A 21515-nucleotide genomic window follows, 5' to 3' on the forward strand; every position below is an offset into this window, starting at 1 on the left:
TTAATGCGTGCAACGGCAATAAAATGTAGCTAATATCTGACACGAATTGTTCCGAATTCTTACAAGAAATTGCGATGAAACTGACATTAAAACAAAAACTCATCGGCGCAAGTCTGTCTGCAGTGGTCGTAATGGCTGGTGCATTGACGTGGTTGTCTGCCGATCAATTGAAAGAACAAACCAGTCGCGGTGTCCTAGACCGCGCTGTGGCCATCTCTGAAACAGCGTCCAAAGGGATTTCTGACTGGATTAGCATCCGTAAAGAAATTTCCTCTGCGTTCAATGATTACACGAACCAATCCGATGTTGTTCCGTTCCTCCAACAAGCACGTAAAGCGGGCGGATTTGACGACATCTTCTTTGGTACGCCAAAGGGGGAGATGTATCGTTCACACCCTGAACGTAATCGTGCGGACTACGATCCTCGCACGCGTCCTTGGTATAAAGATGCCAACAGCGCGGGCAAACAAATCATCACCACGGCTTACAAAGACGCGATCACCAATGCGTTGTTGGTGACTATTGCTGAACCAGTTCGTCAAAACGGCCAGTTTGCGGGCGTTGTGGGTGCAGATGTCTTGATCGACCAGTTGATCAACGACGTGTTGAGTATCGATGCGGGTGATAACGCGTACGCGATGCTGATTGACACGCAAGACGGCACGTTCCTGGCGCATCCCAACAAAGATCTGCTGCTGAAACCCGTGAACAGTTTTTCTAAATCGCTGACCATGGGCACGATTGAAAACGCCGCGGCCGCGCATCAACTGATCACGCTGACGCGTAAAGGCAATGACGAGTTTTTCTACTTCACGAAAGTACCGAACACCCCTTGGGTATTTGCAGTGCAGATGGACAAAGACACTGAGTTTGCATCGCACATGCAATTGTTGACCGGTCTGTTGGTGACAGCGGTCATCATCACCATCATTGTGGTGCTGATTGTTTCTTGGTTGGTGAGCTTCCTGTTCCGCGACTTGGGCCGCGTGTCGAAAGCACTGGCCGAGATTGCATCGGGCGAGGGTGATTTGACGCAACGTCTTGAACCACGCAGCGATGACGAAGTGGGCCAACTGGCGACCAACTTCAACACCTTTGTTGGTAACATGCACGCCATGGTGATGAAGCTGAGCCATGTCTCTCAATCGCTTTCGTCTCAGTCGCAAATGACCGCGGCGCACGCAGAAGAGCGTAGCGCACGGATTCGCATGCAGCAGGACGAAATCAACATGGTGGCGACCGCCATCAATGAAATGGCTGCGGCGACGCAAGAGATTGCAAACAACTCAGAGAACACCGCACAGAATTCGTCTGAAGCGGTCAGCGCCTGTGTTCATGGCGCGAAGCAGGTTTCTCAAACTCAAAACTCGATTCACTCCTTGGCACAAGAAGTTCAAGTTGCAACGGGTGTGATTCAAGAACTTGAAGTGCACGGCAATCAAATCAGCACCATCTTGTCGACCATTCAGGATATCGCAGAGCAGACCAACTTGTTGGCACTGAACGCGGCGATCGAAGCGGCGCGTGCGGGCGATCAAGGCCGTGGCTTTGCGGTGGTTGCAGATGAAGTTCGCGTGCTGAGCCAACGAACGCATGCCTCAACCAAAGAAATTCAAACCATGATTGAGACGCTGCAAGGCACAACGTCTAAAGCTGTCGGGATCATGAATGATAGCCGCATGCTAGCGGATACCAGTGTGGATGATTCAAACTCTGCAGCGGCAAGCCTGACGCAGATTCACAATGCCGTTGAAAACATCAGTGATATGGCGACTCAGATTGCATCGGCGGCTGAAGAACAAGCATCGGTCACTTCTGAGATCACGCGTAACACTGAAGGCATCCGTGATGTGTCAAACGATCTGGCTCAAGAAGCGCACGAAGCGGCTTCTCAAGCGGCTGAATTGTCTCAGCTCTCGTTTGAACTTGAACAAGAAATTCGTCGCTTCAAGCTGTAAGGTTGAAACGCGAATGAAGAAAAAGGAGCCCTTTGGCTCCTTTTTGTGTATTTGCACTTTGTCTATCGCATTGGGGGGGGGAAGGAGCGAACGGATGCGTTGTCGCATTTAGAGCCAAAAGTTGCGAATGAGCTGGTCAGGGGAATAGTGATGCGCGATTTGAGCTTGCAACAGTTCTGCGGTGGCAATGGCATCGGTCAACGCGTGGTGCGGCGTATAAGCGGGCAGCCCGTAGCGCATGCGTGATTGTCCCAGCCGTACCGATTCCGGTTTCTTGCCGCGCAGTCGGTTCCACAGCCCCGCCGTCAGGCGCTTTTGAATTAACGTCTCGATTTCCATCGTATCAATCACCGGAAATTCAATCCCTTCGCCGATACGGCGCTTGAGCGCTCGGTCAAGAAACTCACGTTCGATGCGGTGGTAATGGACCACCAATACACGCCCCGCCAAGTGTTCCAACACCTCTTCAAAAATGTCGCTCAGATCGGGGGCATCCATAATGTCATTGTGTGTAATCCCATGAATGACGATGGAATGTTCATCCAGCTTTTGACGTGGGCGCACGGTCCAGTGTTTGGCGCGATTGAGGTAAATGCGCTCCAAAGTGAAAGGGACCAAGCCAATCGTGATGATTTCGTCTTTGTCGACACTCAGGCCGGTTGTTTCAAAATCCATCGCCACGAATTCCACCTCGCTCAGTGGTGTGTTGCCATCGGGGAGGGTGGCTGCATAAAACCGTTGCAGACACGGGTGACTGACCACGTTCTGCTTGGCCCGGTATTTGTACGGCCAGTCGATGCTGGGCGCTTGAAAAAGTCTTTTCATGATCGCTGCCTATTTGAAACTGTTGCTTGCCTGATAGCGGTACTTCAGGAAGTTTTGCGCGTTACTGAGGATCTGAAACGCATCTTTCAAATTTCGACGTTCAAATTCCGACAAGTTTTCTGGCTCGATGTTGTTGTCTGGGTCAATGCCGTTTTCCACATCGATGGCTTGGTGACGAATACGTACCATGGAGATGAACTCCAAGGCATCCCGCAGATCTTGTCCACGGCCTTTGGGCAGTATTCCTGCGTCAATAATGTCATCTAGTCGTTCAAACGAGTTCTTCGCGCGCGAACCGACGGCGAGTGAATGTACACGAATCAAGTCGGCGAGCGGCGCGGTCCCACGGCGTTTGAGGTTGATGGAGTTGTTGTGGCGGCCATCTTTTTCCATCACGAAGTCTTTGAAAAAGCCCAGCGGCGGCGTGCGGTTGAGCGCGTTTCGAGCCAGACACGCCAAGAATCGATTGTTGCGACGGGCGCGGCGGACGATGAATCCGTTGAGTTGCTCTGCCCATTTCAAACGGCCATAGACGCCATCTAAATCAAAGAAGATGGAGGCGTTAAGCAGCGCTTTTGGATTAGGGTCATCAATCCAATCTGCAAAGCATGCTTCCCACTCTTGGCGGGTCATTCGCCACATTGGGTTGGTGGCCATGATGTCGCCGGTGCAGTAGCTATACCCGCATTGATCAAGGCCATCGCAAACGAACTTAGCTAACGCTGCGAAATAGTCGCCGTGTTCGCTTTCATCGTAGCTGTCATCGAGAATAATGGCGTTGTCTTGGTCGGTCACGATCAATTGCTCATCGCGCCCCATTGAGCCTAGCGCAAGGAAGCAGTAAGGAATCGGCGCAGTGCCTAAATGCTCCTCGGCGAGTTCAATAATGCGTTGCTTGAAGCTTCGACCAATCACCGACATTGCGGTGCCAACCATGTGGGAGTTCGCGTCTTCGTTGACCATGCGCACGAAGCTGTCTTTCACCTGCTTTGAAATTTGCGCCAAGTCGGCGATGGTGTTTTGTTGGAAAATGCTGCTCACCAGTAGCAGAGAGTTTTGCGATTCGTAACGTACGATGTCGGTTAAATCGATGATCCCAATTGGGGTCTGTTCTTTTAGTACCGGCAGGTGGTGAACGTTATAACGCAGCATGGTGAGCATGGCTTCGTACACATAGGCATTGTGATCGAGCGAGATCACTTCCGTGGTCATCACGGTGGTCACCGGCTCGTTGTGGTCGATGCCGGTTGCAATGACGCGGCGGCATAGGTCACGATCAGTCAAAATGCCCATCAGCGGGCGACTGTCATCTTCTTCGTCTTGCAAAATTTCCGGGTCGATGACCAAGACGGACGAGACGTTTTCTTCCGCCATTTTTACCGCTACTTCTTGGATCGTTGCCGTGTTATGCACATAGGGCGCATCGCCGGTAATCAAGCGTTTGACCTTTACCGTGGTGAGGTCGTTTTGCTCAGCAGTATTGGACACGGTTTGACGCAGGCGGGCGTTGTCTTGCACTTCAACATAATCGGCAAAGGCATCGTGCTCTTCATACAGCGATTGGAACATCGCTTCGGGAATGCAGTACACCAAGGTATCTTCAATGGCCGTCACTGGAAAGCGGACTTTGTTGTTGGTCAGCAGTCCCATTTGTCCAAACAACCCACCTTCGGTCAGGCGGTTATATAGCTCACCTTTGCGTCGGTAGACTTCCACCACACCGCTGCGCACCATGAACAAGTCTTCGATGTGATCACCAAAGCGAATGATGGGGGTGTCTTGACGGTAATAGGCGATTTCGACGCTATGGGCGATCGCTTCCAGCGTCTCCTCGGGGAGGTCGCTAAAAGGCGGGTATTGGGTGAGGAAGTTTTTTATTTCTAAAAGTTCGGCTTCCATCTTGGGCTCCTGTCGTTACGTCGTGCATGTTTCTCAAACAGACACAGCTTGGCGGTGTTGGAAACCATTAATTCTACACGAAATTTTGTCTTCCCGCAGAATTGCTCAAGATATCGCAGTCGCATAGCACGGTTTGGACTAAGATTGATCGAAGACGTTCGACACAAGGAGCCTGTGATGAGAAAACGTTGGGGAATCATGATGCTATTCGCTGTTGCATCAACCGTGTCTGCCCATCGCCTTAATGAACAATTGCCATTGCAATACGATTATCTGGATGCACACCTCAGTTCTGGGAGTGTCACGGGGTTGTATGCGAAGGGTGAAAGCGACAACGTGACGAGTGTGGGGCTTGGCGCCAGCTATAAATGGCAAGAGACCAATGGGTTGTTGGTTGGTGATTACAGCGCTCGGTTTTATCACCCGGATGACGATACCATTGAACGCTATCAATTGCGTTTTGGGGGCGGTTATCGCTGGTCATTGGCGAAGCAACTGGACTTGGTGACGCATGTGAAAGTTGGCGGGGTACGCATTCGAGTCGAACAGGGTGACAACGAAACTGATTTTGTATACAGCGCGGATATCGGTTTACGTTATGCCGTCACGCCCAAGTTTGAGATGAGCTTGACGGGGGAAGCCATTCGCAATCAGTGGCAGGATGAAAACATCGCGACGTTGCGCGCGGATTACGCCCTGTTTCGCCGTGTGGCCTTGGGCGGGTTTATTGCCTATCGTGATGGGGAAGGGCATTACATCAATGAAATGGCGCTGACGCTGCGTTTCAATTACTAAGTCACGCTGCAACACGCCGCAGAACCGATGATGCAAAAACAAAAAGCCGGCATTTGCCGGCTTTTACAGATGACCATCGCGGTGCTTATAAGACGGCTTTGATGCCTTCACACAGCGGTGCCATATTTGACTTCGTCATGCCTGCAACGCTGATACGGCCAGAGCCGACGATGTAAATCGCAAATTCATCTTTCAGGCGAGCCACTTGCTCTTTGCTCAGGCCAGAGAAAGAGAACATGCCGTTTTGACGTTCGATGAAGCTAAAGTCTGCGGTGACACCGATGTCTTTTAGCGTGGTCACGAACAGTTCACGCATCTCTTGAATGCGTTCACGCATTTCAGTGACTTCTGCTTCCCATTCTGCGCGCAGTGCGGCGTTGTTCAGAATGTGAGTGACCACCGCAGCACCGTGTGCAGGTGGGTTCGAGTAGATTGAACGGATGATTGCTTTCACTTGAGAGAATGCAGTCGTCGCCACGCCTTCAGATTCTGCAACGATGGTGAATGCACCAACGCGCTCGTTGTACAGACCGAAGTTTTTCGAGAATGAGCTCGCAACGAGAATTTCTTTGTTGTATTTCGCAAATGTACGCAGGCCAGCCGCGTCTTCTTCCACACCTTTTGCGAAGCCTTGGTACGCAAAGTCAAACATCGGCAGCAAGCCTTTGTCTGCCACCAACTTCGCCAGAACTTCCCACTCTTCTGCGGTTGGATCGATACCGGTTGGGTTATGGCAGCATCCGTGCAGGAGAACCACATCGCCTGCTGAGGCGTTTTCTAGATCTGCAACCATGGCTGCGAAGTCTTTGTCTTTCGCTGCTGCATTGTAGTAAGCGTATTGTACGGTTTCTAGACCCGCTGCGTTGAACACACCGTGGTGGTTTGCCCATGTCGGGTTACTGATCCACACCTTAACATCGCCGATTTGGCGTTTGATGAACTCGCCCGCAACACGCAGTGCACCGGTACCACCAGGCGCTTGAGCTGTTTTTGCCAGCTTTTGGGTCACGATGTCAGAGTCGGCACCAAAGAGCAGTTTTTGAACCGCTAGGCCGTATTCTGCAGTCCCTTCAATTGTGAGGTAAGATTTGGTCTTTTCTGACTCAAGCAGTGCTGCTTCTGCTTTTTTCACTGTCGCAAGAACTGGTGTTTCACCGGCTTCATTCTTGTAAATACCAACGCCTAGGTTGATTTTTTCTACACGAGGATCTTTTTTAAACTCTTCAGTGAGGCCAAGAATGGGGTCAGCCGGGGCCGCGACAACTTTTTCAAACATAATGCTCATCCATGTTAGTTAAGGAGGGGGGGAAATTTCATCGAAATTTATCGTATTTATACCTTTCTGAAATACCTGTGACAACTGCGCGTAACAGAAAAATTCAAAAAATTTTCATTTGGCGTTGAAGGTCAGAAAAAGCGATCGTTTTCGATGAAAAATCTGCGATAAAAAGCAGGGATTTTTAAATTTTATTGATGTGATGATGAAAAAGTGCGCAGCGTGCAAATGACGGAAATGCTCAGAAATACAGGTGTTGTGTCGAAAGATGCGTAAAGAAATTGTTATGCAATCGTTATCGTCGGCATTGGGCGGCCACTGTGCGTGATTTTTACACATTCATGGGCCAGAAACGGGCGCACTTTAGTGGATATAAGTGCCGCCCTGATTAAATTGTGCACTATCGCTTGAGGTTGAATTCAGATTCGTGTGCTTGCGTTTCAATGTCGCCATGTTTGGTGAACTGATCCGCTGCCCATTGATTGATGTGTTTGAGAATCGCGGCAATCGCGTGCTGTTTGGTCGCGGTTTGCCCGGGTTTGATGTCGAGTGGGGTTGGCGCTTTTTGTCCGGTGGTGTCTTCAGCAATGTGCAGCCAGTCGGGATGCCAATAGTAAGGTTGGCCGCTTGGGGCATTCCATTGATGAATCCCGTTTGTTTCGCCGCGATAATCCAATTTGTTCTCATCGATCGTTTTCATGCTCGCCTCTCTTCAGTGGCACGTACTCAGTCGTTTGAGCGCATCAAGGCGATGCGCTTTGCAATCGGAGTCATAATGTAGCAAACCGACATATGATATGTGTGACTTAAATCACATTAAGGCGGGAGGCTTTCATCGCAACGTGGCGGCTCATTCCGGAGTGACCATGATGGATGGTCATTCAGGTGTTGAATGTGCGGGCGATTCGTTCGGTTTGGGGCGCGATGTGGAGCAGGTATTGAGATGACATCAACTGTATCGCTTTTATCGTTGGGATCTGTTCTAGGCAGTTGAGAAGCGGCTGTGCTTCAATGGGTTAGGGTAGTTGCTAGCTTAGGAGCAAAGATGAAAAACAGATCGATTCGACCCGAAGTGAAGTTGATTGGCGTGGCAATTCTCAGTGCGCTGATCCTGATTTTCGCACACCTGATTTTAGCCAAGTCGTTTGCGGGATTGTTTTGGACCGAATACACCGCCGCGGCGATCCCATTTGTGATGTTGGCGATTTGCGTACTGAGCGTGCGCTACGCGGCCAAAATGGACATCGACTCATAGCCAAACGCAGATACAAAAAAGCCTCCGCATGCGGAGGCTTTTCTTTATTCAAACTAACTTCGATCTTGGTTAGAACCAAATTAGAAGTTTGCGCTACGTGGTGTACGTGGGAATGGAATCACGTCACGGACGTTGCCCATACCAGTCACGTAAGACACCAAACGCTCAAAGCCGAGACCAAAGCCTGCGTGCGGTACGGTGCCGTAACGACGCAGGTCGCGGTACCAGCTCATGTGCTCAGGATCGATGCCCATTTCAATCATACGTGCATCCAGAACGTCTAGACGCTCTTCACGTTGAGAGCCACCGATGATTTCACCGATGCCAGGGGCAAGTACGTCCATTGCTGCAACGGTTTTGCCGTCGTCGTTCAGACGCATGTAAAACGCTTTGATGTCTTTCGGGTAGTTCTTCACGATAACCGGCGCTTTGAAGTGCTCTTCAGCAAGGAAACGCTCGTGCTCAGAAGACATATCGATGCCCCATTCAACTGGGAATTCGAACTCACGACCAGAATCAAGCAGGATTTGGATCGCGTCGGTGTAGTCCACTTGTGCAAAATCAGAAGCAACGAATTGCTCCAGACGAGTGATCGCTTCTTTATCGATGCGTTGAGCGAAGAACTCAAGGTCATCACGACGCTCTTCCAGAACAGCTTTGAAGACGTACTTCAGCATGTCTTCTGCCAGTTTCGCCACGTCGTCTAGTTCAGCAAACGCCACTTCAGGCTCAACCATCCAGAATTCCGCAAGGTGGCGGCTGGTGTTTGAGTTTTCAGCACGGAACGTCGGACCGAAGGTGTAGACTTTGCTCAGTGCGCACGCGTAAGTTTCAGCGTTGAGCTGACCCGATACAGTCAAGAACGTTTCTTTACCAAAGAAGTCTTCGTTGTAGTCCACTTTGCCTGCGTCTGTGCGAGGGAGGTTTTCCATGTCTAGCGTTGATACGCGGAACATTTCGCCTGCACCTTCAGCGTCAGAAGCGGTGATCAGTGGCGCAGAGACCCAGAAGTAGCCTTGCTCGTGGTAGAAACGGTGAATCGCTTGTGACAGGCAGTTACGCACACGGGCCACAGCGCCGATCACGTTGGTACGTGGACGCAGGTGCGCCACTTCACGAAGGTATTCGATTGAGTGACGGGTTTTCGCCATTGGGTAAGTGTCTGCATCTTCGACCCAGCCAACCACTTTTACGTCGGTGGCTGCCAATTCGAATGCTTGACCGCTCGCTGGAGACTCAACAATCTTACCTGTTACTTCAACAGAGCAGCCAGTCGTTAGCTTTAGTACTTCGTTGTCGTAATTATTCAGATTATTTGGGACCACGGCCTGAATCGGGTCGAAACAAGAGCCGTCATAAATGGCAAGGAAAGAGATTCCAGCTTTGGAATCGCGACGCGAACGGATCCAGCCGCGAACAGTGACTTCACTGTCTACTGCCAGCTTACCGCTAAGTACGTCTTTTACAGGCGCGTAAGTCATGTTTGATATAGTCTCCATTGAGGTAAAAACTCCACCCACGGTTCTAAAATGTGCTTAATGTTTAAAAAATAAGCGAAACATTGGGTTGGATTGAATTCTACAGATTCAACGGGACATATTACCTGTCAATTCGCTGGCATCAACCATTAATGTGCTCTGAACGCTCATTTCTTATGCGAAAGCGTAAATTGATTGAGCAAAGATTCCAGGCGTTGCGACAACTGTTCGAGATCCAAGCTGATTTCACGTGTTTGTGTGGCCGATTGTGAGGTGTCATCGGCGTGACGGGTGATGACTTCGATCTTGCCCTGCACATCTTGGCTGACTCGCGTGGTGAGGCGCGTTTGCTCTTGAATACTGTGCGCGTGGGCCAGCACTTGTTGCATTTCCGACACCGCGTTGGTCATGGCCGCAGACAACTCTTCCACCTCGCCTGAACGTTGATGGGCTTGCGCGCACACCGTGTCGACCGACGAAAGCGATTGTTCACTGTCTTGCTGGAATTGAGCGATGATTTTTTCGATGTTGCCAGTGGCTTCGGCCGTACGCGAGGCGAGGTTGCGTACCTCATCTGCCACGACGGCGAATCCGCGTCCTTGTTCGCCCGCGCGGGCTTCTTCAATGGCGGCATTCAGTGCCAGCAGATTGGTCTGTTCAGCAATGCCTTTGATCACTTCCAAAATGGACGACACTTCACCCGTTTGATCATTGAGCTGGGAAATTTTATCTTTCACCGACTCAATGTCGCCAACCAAATGCTTGATGTCTTGACTGGCCACATGCGCTTGCTGTGCGCTTTGTTGTGCGACCGATGTGGTGTGATTGATGAGCGAAGATGCATCGACGGTGGCTTGTTCGACATCACTCTGTTTGGCTTGCATCTCTTCGATGTTGATCTGGACTTCGGCGGTTTCACGTTGCTGGTTATTGGCCGCTTGGTCAGTGACCTGCGCCACATCCGTGAGTCGGTTTGCCGAACTGGCGAGCGAATGAGACGTTTTCTGGACTTGTTCTAAGCTGTGAGACACCGTATCCATGAGCGAGTTGATGGCGGTGGCGAGTTGTCCCAATTCATCCTTCTTGCTGTGCTCAAGGCGTTGTGACAAGTTTTTGCTCTCGCTGACGCGGCTCATGAAGCTGGATGTACGCTGTAGCGGGCGGACGATGATGCGGCGAATCAGCATCATGGTGACCAAAAAGCCCACCAATGCGATGACGGCCATGATGCCGACACCAATGAGTGTGCGGTGGCTGATGAGTTTGTTGAGGTGGTTGAGATTGTATTCCAGACGAATCACACCGAGGACTTCACCTTCTGGCGCCATGTGGCAGGCGACACAGTTGGTACCGCGATAGCTTTCGCTCGATTTCATCGGCAGGGCAACCACAATGCCTTTGCCCCAGTTAGCCTCATAGGGCTCAAGGATGAATTCGCCGCCTAGCGCACGGCGATCAATCTCGTCGACTGGTTTTTGGTTTTCCTGTCCGGGGCCATACAACTTGCTGACAGCGTCAGCACGCAACACACGCACTTGTTCAATGCCATCTTGCGCTAGTGCCTTTTGGCGCAATGTTTCTTTTTGCGCCATGGTGCCGGTGAGCATCATCATATTGAGGCTGTCAAAATAGTTGCTCGCTTTATCGTGCAACTGTTCACTGAGGACGGAGTTGATCAGATCGCGCTGTTGCCAATATTGGTAGGCGGTTGAGCCAGCCAACACCATGGCGAAAACGGAAATTAGGGTCAACAAAAGCTTAGTTGTAATGGTTGAGCTCATGATTCGCTTATAGTTTTTAATGTAGGGTTGACGATGTGAATATAGCGTTAAAGTAAAGTAGTGCAAAAATGAAACTTAAGTTACTGTGACCACAAACAAAATATGGTTTTTAGAAATGTGACGCAGCAACATTGCGCTCAAAAATTTGACATCGGTGCCATATTTACGACGCTAATAAGAGCGCGATGCGTACTCGAAAGTGTGGAATTACTGATGGAGTGACTTGTCTCACAGAGCGAGATTCCGTAGTATTGCGTCTCTTTTGAAAGCCCGAGAACCAAGATGAAAACCGAGATTTACAAAGAGTTCATGTTTGAAGCAGCTCACCATTTACCACACGTGCCGGAAGGCCATAAATGTGGTCGCTTGCACGGACACTCTTTTTTGGTTCGCCTGTATGTTGCAGGTGACGTGGATCCTCATACGGGTTGGTTGGTCGACTTTGCTGAAATCAAGGCTGCGTTTAAGCCGATTTACGATCGTCTCGACCATTACTACCTGAATGACATTGACGGTTTGGAAAACCCAACCAGCGAAGTGCTGGCGAAATGGATTTGGCAACAGCTCAAGCCAAGCTTGCCGTTGCTGAGCAAAGTCGAAATTAAAGAAACCTGCACCGCAGGTTGTATCTACAGCGGCGACGCCTAAGCCCTGAGCAAATTGCGACGAAGCCAGTCTTTTAACGACTGGCTTTTTTTGTGTCTGCTTTTCTTATCCACTGGCATCAAGTGACTATCACGTGGCATTCAGTGACGGCAAAAGCGGGCTTCACGAATGAGGTGATGCCCTTAAAAGCAGGCATACGGGGAAAGAGTATAATCACATCCATGGCACAAGGTCTGAGAATTTTTTTCATCAATCCCATCGATTAATTCCGTTATACACGTAGGGGCTTTCGGCGCAGCATAAGCCCTGTCAAAACAACAACGACAACAAAAACAGATGTATTACGATTTAAGTGGAGATTTATGATGAACAACTCAGGCTACTTGGTTTTAAAAGATGGCACATCGCTTTACTACAAAGATTGGGGTGAAGGTCAACCGATTGTGTTTAGTCATGGCTGGCCGTTGAGCTCGGATGCATTTGAAGATCAAATGCTGTTTCTTGCACAACAGGGTTACCGCGTGATTGCGCATGACCGTCGTGGCCACGGCCGCTCGTCACAACCTTGGGAAGGTCACAATCTCGACCAATATGCAGATGACCTCGCTGAATTGATGGCGCATCTGGATATTAAAAATGCCATCCATGTGGGTCACTCCACTGGCGGCGGCGAAGTGGCGCGCTACATTGGACGTCATGGCACTGCACGTGTGGCCAAAGCGGTCTTAATTGGTGCGATTACCCCCATCATGCTGAAAACCGAATTCAATCCAAATGGTGTGCCACTTGAAGTGTTTGATGGCATTCGCCGCGGTGTCGAAGAAGACCGCTCACAGTTCTTCAGCGATCTGTCCGAAGCGTTTTTCGGTTACAACCGTCCGGGAGCTAAACCGTCGCAAGGTGTGAGAGACAGCTTCTGGCGTCAGGGCATGCAAGGGTCAATCAAAGCCTTGTATGACTGTGTGAAAGCATTTTCTGAAACGGATTTGCGTGAAGATTTGAAAGCGATGACTATTCCTACATTGGTGATTCATGGCGACGACGACCAAATCGTCCCGTTTGAAACCTGTGGTCAAGCGGCAGCTGCGCAGCTGCCTCATGCAGAGTTGAAAGTTTACCAAGGTGGCTCACACGGTATTTGTACCACCCATAAACACCAAATCAATCAAGACCTGTTGCGTTTCATCCAACAATAAGTCAATGAAGAAAGCCGCCCAATCGGGCGGCTTTTGCGTTTTATCGTTTATGTTGGCGTGTGGGGGGAATTATTCAAATGTATAAATTCCCGTCCACAGATCGCCGCCACTGGTTTCATCGGTGCCATCCAACTCAGTTGAGCGCGAGAGCACTTTCATTGAGAACTGAACGCCATCGGAATCGACGATACGGATATTATCAATGTAAGTTTGCCCATTGACGTTCAACGTGACAATTAACTCGCCCAACTCATCGTCAACGCTCCAGCTAAAGTTGAAGGATTCAGTGCCTTCACTGTAGGTGCCTGTTGCGCCATCCGCGTTGAAGGTATAGGACTCAACTTCGCCGTCATAAGTGGTGTTCATACTGCGTGGCAACTCTTCCATGAAGTCGCTGCTGAATGCGGCGTCAGAGCCTGTTGTTGCCAAGCAATCGTCCACGTACTGGGTGTATTCTGCATAGGTTGAGGTGGTGATTGGATCATCATTCTCATCGTAGTCAGAGTTACCCGTTGTGCACTCTTCAATGTCGGGATAGCCATCAATACTTGTGTATTGTGTGAGCCAGATTTCGCTGTCGTCCGGAGCAAACACGGCAAATTGGAGTTCATCGTTTTCTGGTTCATCCAGCAGTGCCAGGTATTGATCGATACCAGTGTCGGAATACCGAATTTCGATGAATCCCTCGTCATTGATCGACCAGGTTCGCGAACGTGCGACGCCATCTTTGTAGTACGTGGCGGCACCATCTGAAGCGAAGGTATAGAGTCGTGTTTCGCCATTGGACTTCACGCGATACAACTCAGCACCATCAAGGTCGGCTGTCGAAATACTTGGCAGCCCTTCGTGACACTGTTCATAGGCACTCAAGGTCGCAACAAAGTCGCTGTAGGTTTTCTCCAAACCCTCTTCAATCACGCAGCTTCCCACATCCACCAAGCTCACCGTGTCCGCCCAAATTTCAGTGATGGGTGTGGTGTCTTCGAGATAAGTCTCAAGGAATTTCAGTGACCAGTTGGTGTCGTTGTAATCGACCAGCGCCCAATACCAGCTCTCCTCGGTATTGCCTTCATACGTGATCTTGACGTAGTTGTTTTCGATGGTCCACAAGGCGGTGTACGACTCAACACTATCTTTGTAAACCGTCAGCGAACCATCGGCATTGAAGGTGTAATCACGCGTACTCCCGTCACCACGGATGCGATGGAAGTTCTGGCCGCTGACCATCTCAGTGGTGATTGGGCTCGCCCCGTAACAGCTTTCGATCGCGGCTTCAAATTCGGTCATTCCCACAGTGGTGGTACCGTCCGAATCGCCTTCGTTGCATTGTGTGAGTGGAATGTCGGCGGCGTTAACCAATGCTTCTTTCGCTGCTGCGCTGATCAGCACGATGTCTTCTTTCTCAAGCAAAACATCCGCTGTTTCGTGATTCCCGATGTAAACGGCGCCATCATACACGCTGACCAACATGTCCGCCGTTGGTTCATCGAAATCATCGCCAAACGCGGTGAGCGCAGCGCTCGGAACGCTAAACAGCAACAAGGATTCGGTGTTGACCGTTTCCAAAGACCAGGTGCCGGTCGCAACGAGTGTGGCAAAGCCTGAATCCCAATCGATGGTGTAGTATTGCGCGGTTTTGCTGCTGCTATCATCGACGAATTTCACCGCAATGTCCTCGCCGATACTCATGCCTTGGAACTCTCCGGTGGATACCGAGCTGGCCCCCAGCGTGTCAAATATCAACTCGCTCAGTGCTGTGATGTCATTGCGACTATCACTATTGAGGTTGTCATGCAAATACGGGGTCCAATCCCACAAGTAGTAAGTATCTTGTGTTGGCGTTAACCCCAGTTTGATCAGATAAGAATCGGCCGGGAAGGTGGCGCTCTCATCGGTATACTCATCCCAATCAAAGTCACTCTCTGCAATCACCTCATCGACCAGTGACGTAATACTGCCGCTGAGCGAATAACTCATGTCAGGATAATCGGTGGGATAAGCGACTAACAGATTGTTGGAAAAGTCGATGGTGTATTCACCACTTTGCGTCACCCAGCCTGACGATGTCAGCAACCAATCAGAGTTGCCAATATCGACGTCGACTTCGGTTTTGTTGGCTTTCACAACCGTCTGTGTGGTCATGGTCGCCATGGTGCCGCTGACATCGAGTTGCTCACTATAAACGCGCATCACGTCGTTGTCGTCTTCGTCTGCATACACGGCGTAGAGCGTTGTTTGCTCAGCCATGTAGGCAATGATCTGGCCAATATCACTGGCGCCAACGTCAGGATCCAAGGCGTCGCCGTCGATCACGTCAGGCACGCCATCACCGTCGTCATCGGTATCTGCTTCGTTACCAATGCCATCACCATCGGTATCGGTGGTTTCGCTGCTATCTAGTGGGAAGTCGTCTTCCGTATCGAGCACGCCATCGCCATCATCGTCGGTGTCAGCGTTGTTTCCGGTGCCATCGTCGTCGGTATCTAACCATTCAAGTGGGTTCGTTTGGAAATCATCGTCTTCGTTGAGGTAGCCATCGCCATCAATATCGGGGTCGGCGTTGTCACCAATACCATCACCATCAGTGTCTGTGGTTTCGTCCCCGTTGCGTGGGAAAGCATCGTCTGCATCGAGTACGCCATCGTCGTCATCATCGGTATCGGCATTGTCGCCCGTACCATCCTGATCGGTGTCGCGCCATTCCAGTGGATCGTCATCGAAATCGTCGTCGGCGTTTGGAAATCCATCACCGTCGGAGTCTTCGTCGAGATTACCGGCACTGTTGAGGTAAATGTTCTCCAACTCTTCTTCACTGCTTGACTCGACGGTGGTCTTAATCGTGGCTGATTTTTCTGCCGCGTTGTCGAGGACTTCATTGGTACCATCGGTGTCATTGGCGGCATCATTGAGTTCGCTGGGTGATTCTGGAATGGATTGCGATGACACCAAGTTACGCGCAGCGAAAGCCGCCGTTTTACTGCCGCTGTCGGTTCCATAATCAGACAGGACGTCGGCTTCGTTAATGCCAAGTTGATTGGCGATTTTGGTGGTTGCGGCGGCAATGTCGGCCGAGCCGCCGGATTTCACTTCAAGATGCACCAAGGTCGACAAGGGGGTGACTTGAGCGACACCGGCGGGGGCCGACATGGTAAAGCCTGTGACAATGGCGTTGCCCGTGTCTTCATCAATGGTTTCGTTGGCGATCGCCTGCACGACGACCGGATAAATCGAGGGATCTTCAATGCCGTCAACATCGAGTGTTGCGACCCCGCCTGCTTGGGAGGTCGCACTTGGCTCACCTTCATCCAGTTGGAAGTTTTCATTTAGGTCAAGCCAGACCAGAGCGCCGTTTAAGTAACCATCGATCGCTTTGACACTGTAACTGGTGGTGGATTCCTCTGAATCATCACTTCCACAACCGTACAGTGTGAGGCTACTGAACAGCCCCAATGCGATTACTGACGTTTTCATTCGCATAGACAATTCCTTAGTTCTGATGTGAATCGTTATTTTTGATATTTATTGGGTGAATATCACATCGAAAAATAATTTATGAACTGTATTTGTCAAATGACGAATCGTTGACGAATCAATGACGATGGTCGTTGAGTGTAAATAAAATGAACAGGATATATTCAGGTTATATGTCAATAAGGGGGAAGGGGAAAACGATAGGTGGGAGTAATCACGCCATAAAACAAGTGGCTACAGAGAAGAGACGTAAAATACAGAGATAATAATAATAATTGGGAACACTGTGACGCATCTCTCTTAATCATGTACTGAGTACCAAGCTTTTGAAATGATCATCGTGATCGGACAAAAGCGTTGGTACTCATACGTTAGGTGAGTTTTTATCAATCAATAACTCAACGAAAGAATGAATTATTCCTGAATAATATCCTCACCCCCTAAGCTCTGATAGACCGTTGCCATATTCACCAATTGGTTGTAACGGTTTTCCAATAACGAGGCTTTGGCGCTGCGTTCATTTTCCTGTGCATCGAGCAAGGTGGTGATCTCAATCGCGCCGTATTCATACTGACTTTGATAAATGCGGGCGGCCTCTGCTGCGGCGTCGTACTGTTTTTGCAGTTTCTCGGCCTGAAACGCGTAGTTTTCTTTGGCGGACAGCGCATTGTCGACATCTTGGAAAGCGGCATACAGTGTTTTGCGATAAGTGATGATGGCTGATTCATATTTCACTTGCGCAATGTCGCGATTGAGCTGCATTTCATTCCAATTCAGAAACGGCATGGTCAGGTCTGCGCCCAGTGAGCCAATGGGATCGCTCAGCAACTTACGCAGTTCGGTCGACGAGCCGCCCAACGCGCCCGTCAGCGTGAGCGATGGGAAGTAGTTGGTATCGCTGTAGTCTTTGGCGGCGAGTGTTGATTTCAGTTCGAACAAGGCTTGTTTGACATCGGGACGACGGCTCAAGACATCGGCAGGTACACCCGCTTCCACCGCAGGAACGGCGTAATCGGGTAGGGCAGGAATGCGTGATGCCAAGTCTTGCGGCGGCTGATCAAACAAAATCGCAAACGCGTTGACTGCTTCCGTGCGTTGTTGCAGGTAGTCGCGATGTGTTGCTTCAAGCCCGGCCAGTGTGCGCTGCGCTTCAAGCACGTTCAGGCGCGTGACCGACCCGTGACGATACTGACTTTCGGTCAGTGCGAGCGTCTCTTGGGCATCGTTGATGTCATTGTTGCTCAGTTCGACCCGTTGATTGAGATAACCAATCTGCCAATACAGCTGCGCAGTGGTTGCGACCAAACTTTGCGCTGTGGCTTCACGCTCTTGTTGTGTTGCTAGCGCTGTCCACATCGCCTCGTCTTTGGCGGCTGACAATTTGCCCCATAGATCCAACTCATAACTGACACTCAGACTGGCTTGATAACTCTTCGAACTGTCGCCACCATCGAGTGGCTTGGAGCGATCTGCTGACACGGTGCCAGAGACATCCGGATAAGTATCGCTGGTGGCTAAACCGGCTTCTAAGCGGGCTTGGCGCAGTGTGAGGGTGGCCAGCGCTAAATCACTGTTGGATGCGAGCACTTGGTCGATCCAGCCATCGAGTTGTGGATCGCCAAAGCTGGTCCACCAACGGCTTATGGCTTGTTCTTGAGGCTGTGACTGGCCGTTTTGCCATTGCGCTGGCACATCCAGCTGTTGCTCGGGGAGTTCGGAGCGCGCCACGCAGCCTGTTGCCAACAAGACGCACAAAGCGATGGTCGAATATTGATAGCGTTTCATGAAGGGTTACTCCCGTGCCAAGGCGTCAATTGGGTTCAGTTGCGCTGCATTTTTCGCAGGCAAATAACCAAACAAAACGCCGATCAGGGTGGAACACAAGAACGCAGACACAATGGATGTGGTTGAATAAATCATAGAAAAACTACTACCAAAGGTGGCAAACAGCGCACCAACTAAATAGGCGACCCCGATACCGATCGTCCCGCCACACAAACAAACCAAAACTGCTTCAATCAGGAACTGGCGCAAAATGTCGCTTTGTCTCGCACCCACCGCCATACGCACCCCAATTTCACGCGTCCGTTCTGTGACCGACACCAGCATGATGTTCATCACCCCAATACCGCCAACAATCAGGGAGATGACCGCAATGGCGGAGATAAGCAGCGTCATGGTCGCAGTGGTTTTCTGAATGTTTTGCTGAATGGTATCGGTGTTGATGGTAAAGAAATCCTGCGTGCCGTGGCGCATTTTCAGCAAGGAGATGATCGCCTGTTCAGCGGCATCGCTCGGCGTATGGTCATTCACGCGAACCGAAATACGATCCAGATAGTTCTGACCCATCATGCGCGCACTGACGGTGGTGTAGGGTACCCAGATGTTGAGCGAGTCGCTATTACCGAACGCACTTTCTTTGGCTTTCGTGACACCAATGATACGGACCGGCAAATTGCCTGCGAAAATCACTTCGCCAATCGGGTCTTGATTCGGGAACAAGGATTTCAGGGTGTTGTTGTCAATCACGGCTTCTTGCGCCATGGCTTGCACGCTCGATTGATCCCAGTATTGACCATCGCTTAGCTCATAGCCGCGCACGCGGAAAAAGTCTGGGCCAACCCCTTGCACCGTGGCGGTGACGGCTTGGTTACCGTATTTGATCGTCACGGACGTACTCAGCGTCGGCGTCACGCTGTCGACAAATGACAGATTGGATAGCGCATTTGCATCCGCCGCCGTTAAGGTGCGGACTCGCCCGGAGCGCCGGTCACCAAATCCGGTTCCGGGCATGATGTCGATGGTGTTGGTCCCCATGGAGGAGATACTGTCGAGAATGGATTTCTGTGAGCCGTTCCCGAGCGCCACCACCGACACCACGGAGGCGATACCGATGATGATGCCCAACATGGTTAAGAAGGTACGCAATCTGTGGTTTGACATGGCGAGCAGCGCCATTTTGAGCGCTTCCCAAAAATCATCCAGCAGTTTGCGGCTGCGAGAAAATGCCGTGTTGGCTTTGGGGTCTTTGACGGCGTCGAAGTTTGTCGCAGCTTGAGCTGGTTTGTTGACAGTGTCGCTGAGGATCTCACCATCCTTAATTTCGATGATGCGGTCGGCGTACTCGGCCACCTTCATATCGTGCGTCACGATGATGATGGTGTGACCCATTTGATGCAGCTCTTGCAGGAGCTGCATCATTTCTGAGCCGCTTTTGCTGTCGAGCGCGCCGGTGGGCTCATCAGCCAAAATGACATCGCCACCGTTGACCAATGCCCGTGCAACGGACACCCGTTGCTGTTGGCCGCCACTGAGTTGGTTCGGTTTGTGATCCAAGCGATCAGACAATCCCAAACGGCCGAGTAGGGACGTGGCGCGTTCTTGGCGCGATGTTTTGTCGTAACCAGCGTAAATGGCAGGAATTTCTACGTTGCCAAGGGCCGTCAAATCACCGAGCAGGTGATAGCGCTGAAAGATAAAGCCGAAGTATTCGCGGCGTAGGCGTGCCAGTTCGTCAGAATCGAGCGTCGACGTATCTTGGCCGTTGATCCAGTACTCGCCCGTGCTGGGCTGATCAAGACAACCCAGAATATTCATCAGGGTCGATTTACCGGAGCCGGATGCGCCGACGATCGCGACCATCTCACCGCGCTCAATCGTCAAGTTGACGTCTTTGAGTACGGTAAGCGTCTCGTCGCCTGCCGCAAAGTGGCGGTGAACGTGATTAATTTGAAGTAACGCTTGTGTCATCAGAAACGCATCCCCGGTGGGCCCATGCGACGATTCGATGAGGTGGCATTTTGACCCGGCATGCCCAAAATGATTTGATCGCCTTCATTCAAGCCAGACGTGATTTCGGCGTTGACCTTGTTATTAATGCCAACGGTCACATCACGCATCTCTTCCTTGCCATTGACTAGCACGGGTACTTGATAGCTCTGTTCACGCCCCGGTTGACGAATCAAGACTTGCGCAGGGACCAAGAGCGCGTCATCGGCTTTATCTAAAATCACAGAGACTTGCGCCGTCATGCCAATACGCAGCACGCGATCTGGGTTATCCACTTCAAACAGGCCGTGGTAGTAAATTGCTTCTGAATCACTCACGGATAGATCTTTATCATCCCCATCCATCAGGGTTGGGCCTGGTTCAATGGCGCGTAATGTGCCGTGATAACGCTTATTCGGTTTCCCCAAAATGGTGAAATAGACGGGCAGACCCGGCTTCACATTGACCACGTCGGCTTCTGAAATTTGCGCTTTGATGGTCATCTTGTCGAGCTGAGCCAGTTCGATGATGGTGGGGGTGGTTTGATTGGCGTTCACGGTTTGGCCTTCTTCGACGGCGCTGTAAACCACGGTGCCATTAAACGGCGCTTGAATGGTGGTGTAACCCAAATCCACTTTGGCGCTGTCCACGGTAATTTTGGCTTGCTCCAAATTGGCTTTCAGTTGTTCAAGCTCTGCTTTGTAAACTTCAAGTGATGCTTCCGCGGATTCATAGTCGGCTTTGGAGCTGGCTTTGTCTGCCAACATGCCTTTTTGACGATTGTATTCGGCTTGCGCTTGGCGAATTTGCGCCTGTTTGGCGCGGATTTGTGCGTTGATGCTATTGAGCGACGCATTGGCTTCTTTGAGTGAGTTTTGTTGGGTCAGGCTGTCAATTTGAGCCACCAAATCGCCTTGTTTGACTTCATCGCCCAGCGAAACGGCCAGTTTCTCAATTTGACCGGAGACCTGCGCACCCACAGCAACTAATTTGGACGCTTGCAGCATCCCGGTGGCCAGCACAGTATTTTCAATTTTGCCACGATAGACCGTTTCGGTCGCAAAACTCGGTGGCGTTTCCTTTGGATAGAAATAGTAGCCAGCTCCGGCTGCGAAAAGGCCAACTAATGCGATGGCAATGACTTTTTTCTTCATAAGACGTTTTGACATGAGACTAAAAACAAACCCATTTTTGCATGGTGATAATG

General features: G+C 50.7%; 15 protein-coding genes. 5 read left to right on the plus strand and 10 right to left on the minus strand.

Going from position 1 to position 21515, the window contains the following annotated elements; translation table 11 throughout:
* The first annotated feature begins 74 nt into the window (after nt 1–74).
* Nucleotides 75–1958, plus strand: coding sequence for a methyl-accepting chemotaxis protein (locus tag VFA_RS06145; protein WP_004725693.1), 1884 nt, complete (start codon nt 75–77; stop codon nt 1956–1958).
* 108 nt (nt 1959–2066) lie between these two features.
* Here VFA_RS06145 and VFA_RS06150 read toward each other — a convergent pair whose 3' ends face one another.
* Nucleotides 2067–2783 (minus strand): 3'-5' exonuclease, encoded by a 717-nt coding sequence (locus VFA_RS06150; protein ID WP_014204999.1) that lies wholly within the window; start codon nt 2781–2783, stop codon nt 2067–2069.
* Nucleotides 2784–2792: 9 nt separating this feature from the next.
* Entirely contained in the window at nt 2793–4682 is a 1890-nt protein-coding gene (locus VFA_RS06155) for a DUF294 nucleotidyltransferase-like domain-containing protein (RefSeq protein ID WP_004725697.1), read from the minus strand.
* A 177-nt stretch (nt 4683–4859) separates the two neighbouring features.
* Between VFA_RS06155 and VFA_RS06160 the strand changes: the two genes are divergently transcribed.
* The gene (locus VFA_RS06160) at nt 4860–5477 is read left to right on the plus strand and encodes a hypothetical protein (protein WP_004725699.1); all 618 of its coding nucleotides are present in this window, start codon (nt 4860–4862) and stop codon (nt 5475–5477) included.
* 85 nt (nt 5478–5562) lie between these two features.
* On the opposite strand, the gene VFA_RS06165 is transcribed toward VFA_RS06160, so the two are convergent.
* Nucleotides 5563–6753 carry an amino acid aminotransferase gene (locus VFA_RS06165; protein ID WP_004725700.1) on the minus strand — a complete coding sequence of 397 codons (1191 nt, stop codon included), beginning with the start codon at nt 6751–6753 and terminating at the stop codon, nt 5563–5565.
* Nucleotides 6754–7153: 400 nt separating this feature from the next.
* On the minus strand, nt 7154–7453 hold the full coding sequence (locus VFA_RS06170) for a hypothetical protein (RefSeq protein ID WP_004725702.1): 300 nt from the start codon (nt 7451–7453) through the stop codon (nt 7154–7156).
* Between the two features lie 345 nt (nt 7454–7798).
* Here VFA_RS06170 and VFA_RS06175 point away from each other — a divergent pair, with 345 nt between their 5' ends.
* Nucleotides 7799–8008 carry a hypothetical protein gene (locus VFA_RS06175; RefSeq protein WP_004725704.1) on the plus strand — a complete coding sequence of 70 codons (210 nt, stop codon included), beginning with the start codon at nt 7799–7801 and terminating at the stop codon, nt 8006–8008.
* Between the two features lie 80 nt (nt 8009–8088).
* Here the strand turns inward: VFA_RS06175 and asnS are convergent, their stop codons facing one another.
* Nucleotides 8089–9489, minus strand: coding sequence for an asparagine--tRNA ligase (gene asnS / locus VFA_RS06180; RefSeq protein ID WP_004725706.1), 1401 nt, complete (start codon nt 9487–9489; stop codon nt 8089–8091).
* 164 nt (nt 9490–9653) lie between these two features.
* Nucleotides 9654–11267, minus strand: coding sequence for a methyl-accepting chemotaxis protein (locus VFA_RS06185; protein WP_038151074.1), 1614 nt, complete (start codon nt 11265–11267; stop codon nt 9654–9656).
* A gap of 282 nt (nt 11268–11549) precedes the next feature.
* Between VFA_RS06185 and queD the strand changes: the two genes are divergently transcribed.
* Both queD and VFA_RS06195 read left to right on the plus strand, forming a co-directional pair.
* Nucleotides 11550–11915 carry a 6-carboxytetrahydropterin synthase QueD gene (gene queD, locus VFA_RS06190; RefSeq protein ID WP_004725710.1) on the plus strand — a complete coding sequence of 122 codons (366 nt, stop codon included), beginning with the start codon at nt 11550–11552 and terminating at the stop codon, nt 11913–11915.
* 320 nt (nt 11916–12235) lie between these two features.
* Complete coding sequence (locus VFA_RS06195) at nt 12236–13069, plus strand: alpha/beta fold hydrolase (RefSeq protein ID WP_004725712.1); 834 nt, start codon at nt 12236–12238, stop codon at nt 13067–13069.
* Between the two features lie 69 nt (nt 13070–13138).
* Here the strand turns inward: VFA_RS06195 and VFA_RS06200 are convergent, their stop codons facing one another.
* From VFA_RS06200 to VFA_RS06215, 4 genes are all read right to left on the minus strand, one after another.
* Complete coding sequence (locus tag VFA_RS06200; RefSeq protein WP_232281688.1) at nt 13139–16540, minus strand: thrombospondin type 3 repeat-containing protein; 3402 nt, start codon at nt 16538–16540, stop codon at nt 13139–13141.
* Nucleotides 16541–16954: 414 nt separating this feature from the next.
* The gene (locus tag VFA_RS06205; RefSeq protein ID WP_004725716.1) at nt 16955–18325 is read right to left on the minus strand and encodes an efflux transporter outer membrane subunit; all 1371 of its coding nucleotides are present in this window, start codon (nt 18323–18325) and stop codon (nt 16955–16957) included.
* A 6-nt stretch (nt 18326–18331) separates the two neighbouring features.
* On the minus strand, nt 18332–20290 hold the full coding sequence (locus VFA_RS06210) for a MacB family efflux pump subunit (protein ID WP_004725718.1): 1959 nt from the start codon (nt 20288–20290) through the stop codon (nt 18332–18334).
* Nucleotides 20290–21477: an efflux RND transporter periplasmic adaptor subunit gene (locus VFA_RS06215; RefSeq protein WP_038151080.1), complete on the minus strand. Its 1188-nt coding sequence runs from the start codon at nt 21475–21477 to the stop codon at nt 20290–20292. The genes VFA_RS06210 and VFA_RS06215 overlap by 1 nt, the downstream gene beginning before the upstream one ends.
* Nucleotides 21478–21515: the final 38 nt, after the last annotated feature.

The sequence above is a fragment of the Vibrio furnissii CIP 102972 genome (assembly GCF_000176175.1).
GTDB lineage: Bacteria > Pseudomonadota > Gammaproteobacteria > Enterobacterales > Vibrionaceae > Vibrio > Vibrio furnissii.

Bases quoted from the DNA above. Each gene is read 5' to 3' on its own strand.
- asnS (WP_004725706.1), bottom strand. From the start codon at position 9,489: ATGACTTACGCGCCTGTAAAAGACGTACTTAGCGGTAAGCTGGCAGTA.
- VFA_RS06205 (WP_004725716.1), bottom strand. From the start codon at position 18,325: ATGAAACGCTATCAATATTCGACCATCGCTTTGTGCGTCTTGTTGGCA.
- queD (WP_004725710.1), top strand. From the start codon at position 11,550: ATGAAAACCGAGATTTACAAAGAGTTCATGTTTGAAGCAGCTCACCAT.
- VFA_RS06145 (WP_004725693.1), top strand. From the start codon at position 75: ATGAAACTGACATTAAAACAAAAACTCATCGGCGCAAGTCTGTCTGCA.
- VFA_RS06215 (WP_038151080.1), bottom strand. From the start codon at position 21,477: ATGTCAAAACGTCTTATGAAGAAAAAAGTCATTGCCATCGCATTAGTT.
- VFA_RS06210 (WP_004725718.1), bottom strand. From the start codon at position 20,290: ATGACACAAGCGTTACTTCAAATTAATCACGTTCACCGCCACTTTGCG.
- VFA_RS06170 (WP_004725702.1), bottom strand. From the start codon at position 7,453: ATGAAAACGATCGATGAGAACAAATTGGATTATCGCGGCGAAACAAAC.
- VFA_RS06155 (WP_004725697.1), bottom strand. From the start codon at position 4,682: ATGGAAGCCGAACTTTTAGAAATAAAAAACTTCCTCACCCAATACCCG.
- VFA_RS06165 (WP_004725700.1), bottom strand. From the start codon at position 6,753: ATGTTTGAAAAAGTTGTCGCGGCCCCGGCTGACCCCATTCTTGGCCTC.
- VFA_RS06150 (WP_014204999.1), bottom strand. From the start codon at position 2,783: ATGAAAAGACTTTTTCAAGCGCCCAGCATCGACTGGCCGTACAAATAC.
- VFA_RS06185 (WP_038151074.1), bottom strand. From the start codon at position 11,267: ATGAGCTCAACCATTACAACTAAGCTTTTGTTGACCCTAATTTCCGTT.
- VFA_RS06175 (WP_004725704.1), top strand. From the start codon at position 7,799: ATGAAAAACAGATCGATTCGACCCGAAGTGAAGTTGATTGGCGTGGCA.
- VFA_RS06200 (WP_232281688.1), bottom strand. From the start codon at position 16,540: ATGAAAACGTCAGTAATCGCATTGGGGCTGTTCAGTAGCCTCACACTG.
- VFA_RS06195 (WP_004725712.1), top strand. From the start codon at position 12,236: ATGATGAACAACTCAGGCTACTTGGTTTTAAAAGATGGCACATCGCTT.
- VFA_RS06160 (WP_004725699.1), top strand. From the start codon at position 4,860: ATGAGAAAACGTTGGGGAATCATGATGCTATTCGCTGTTGCATCAACC.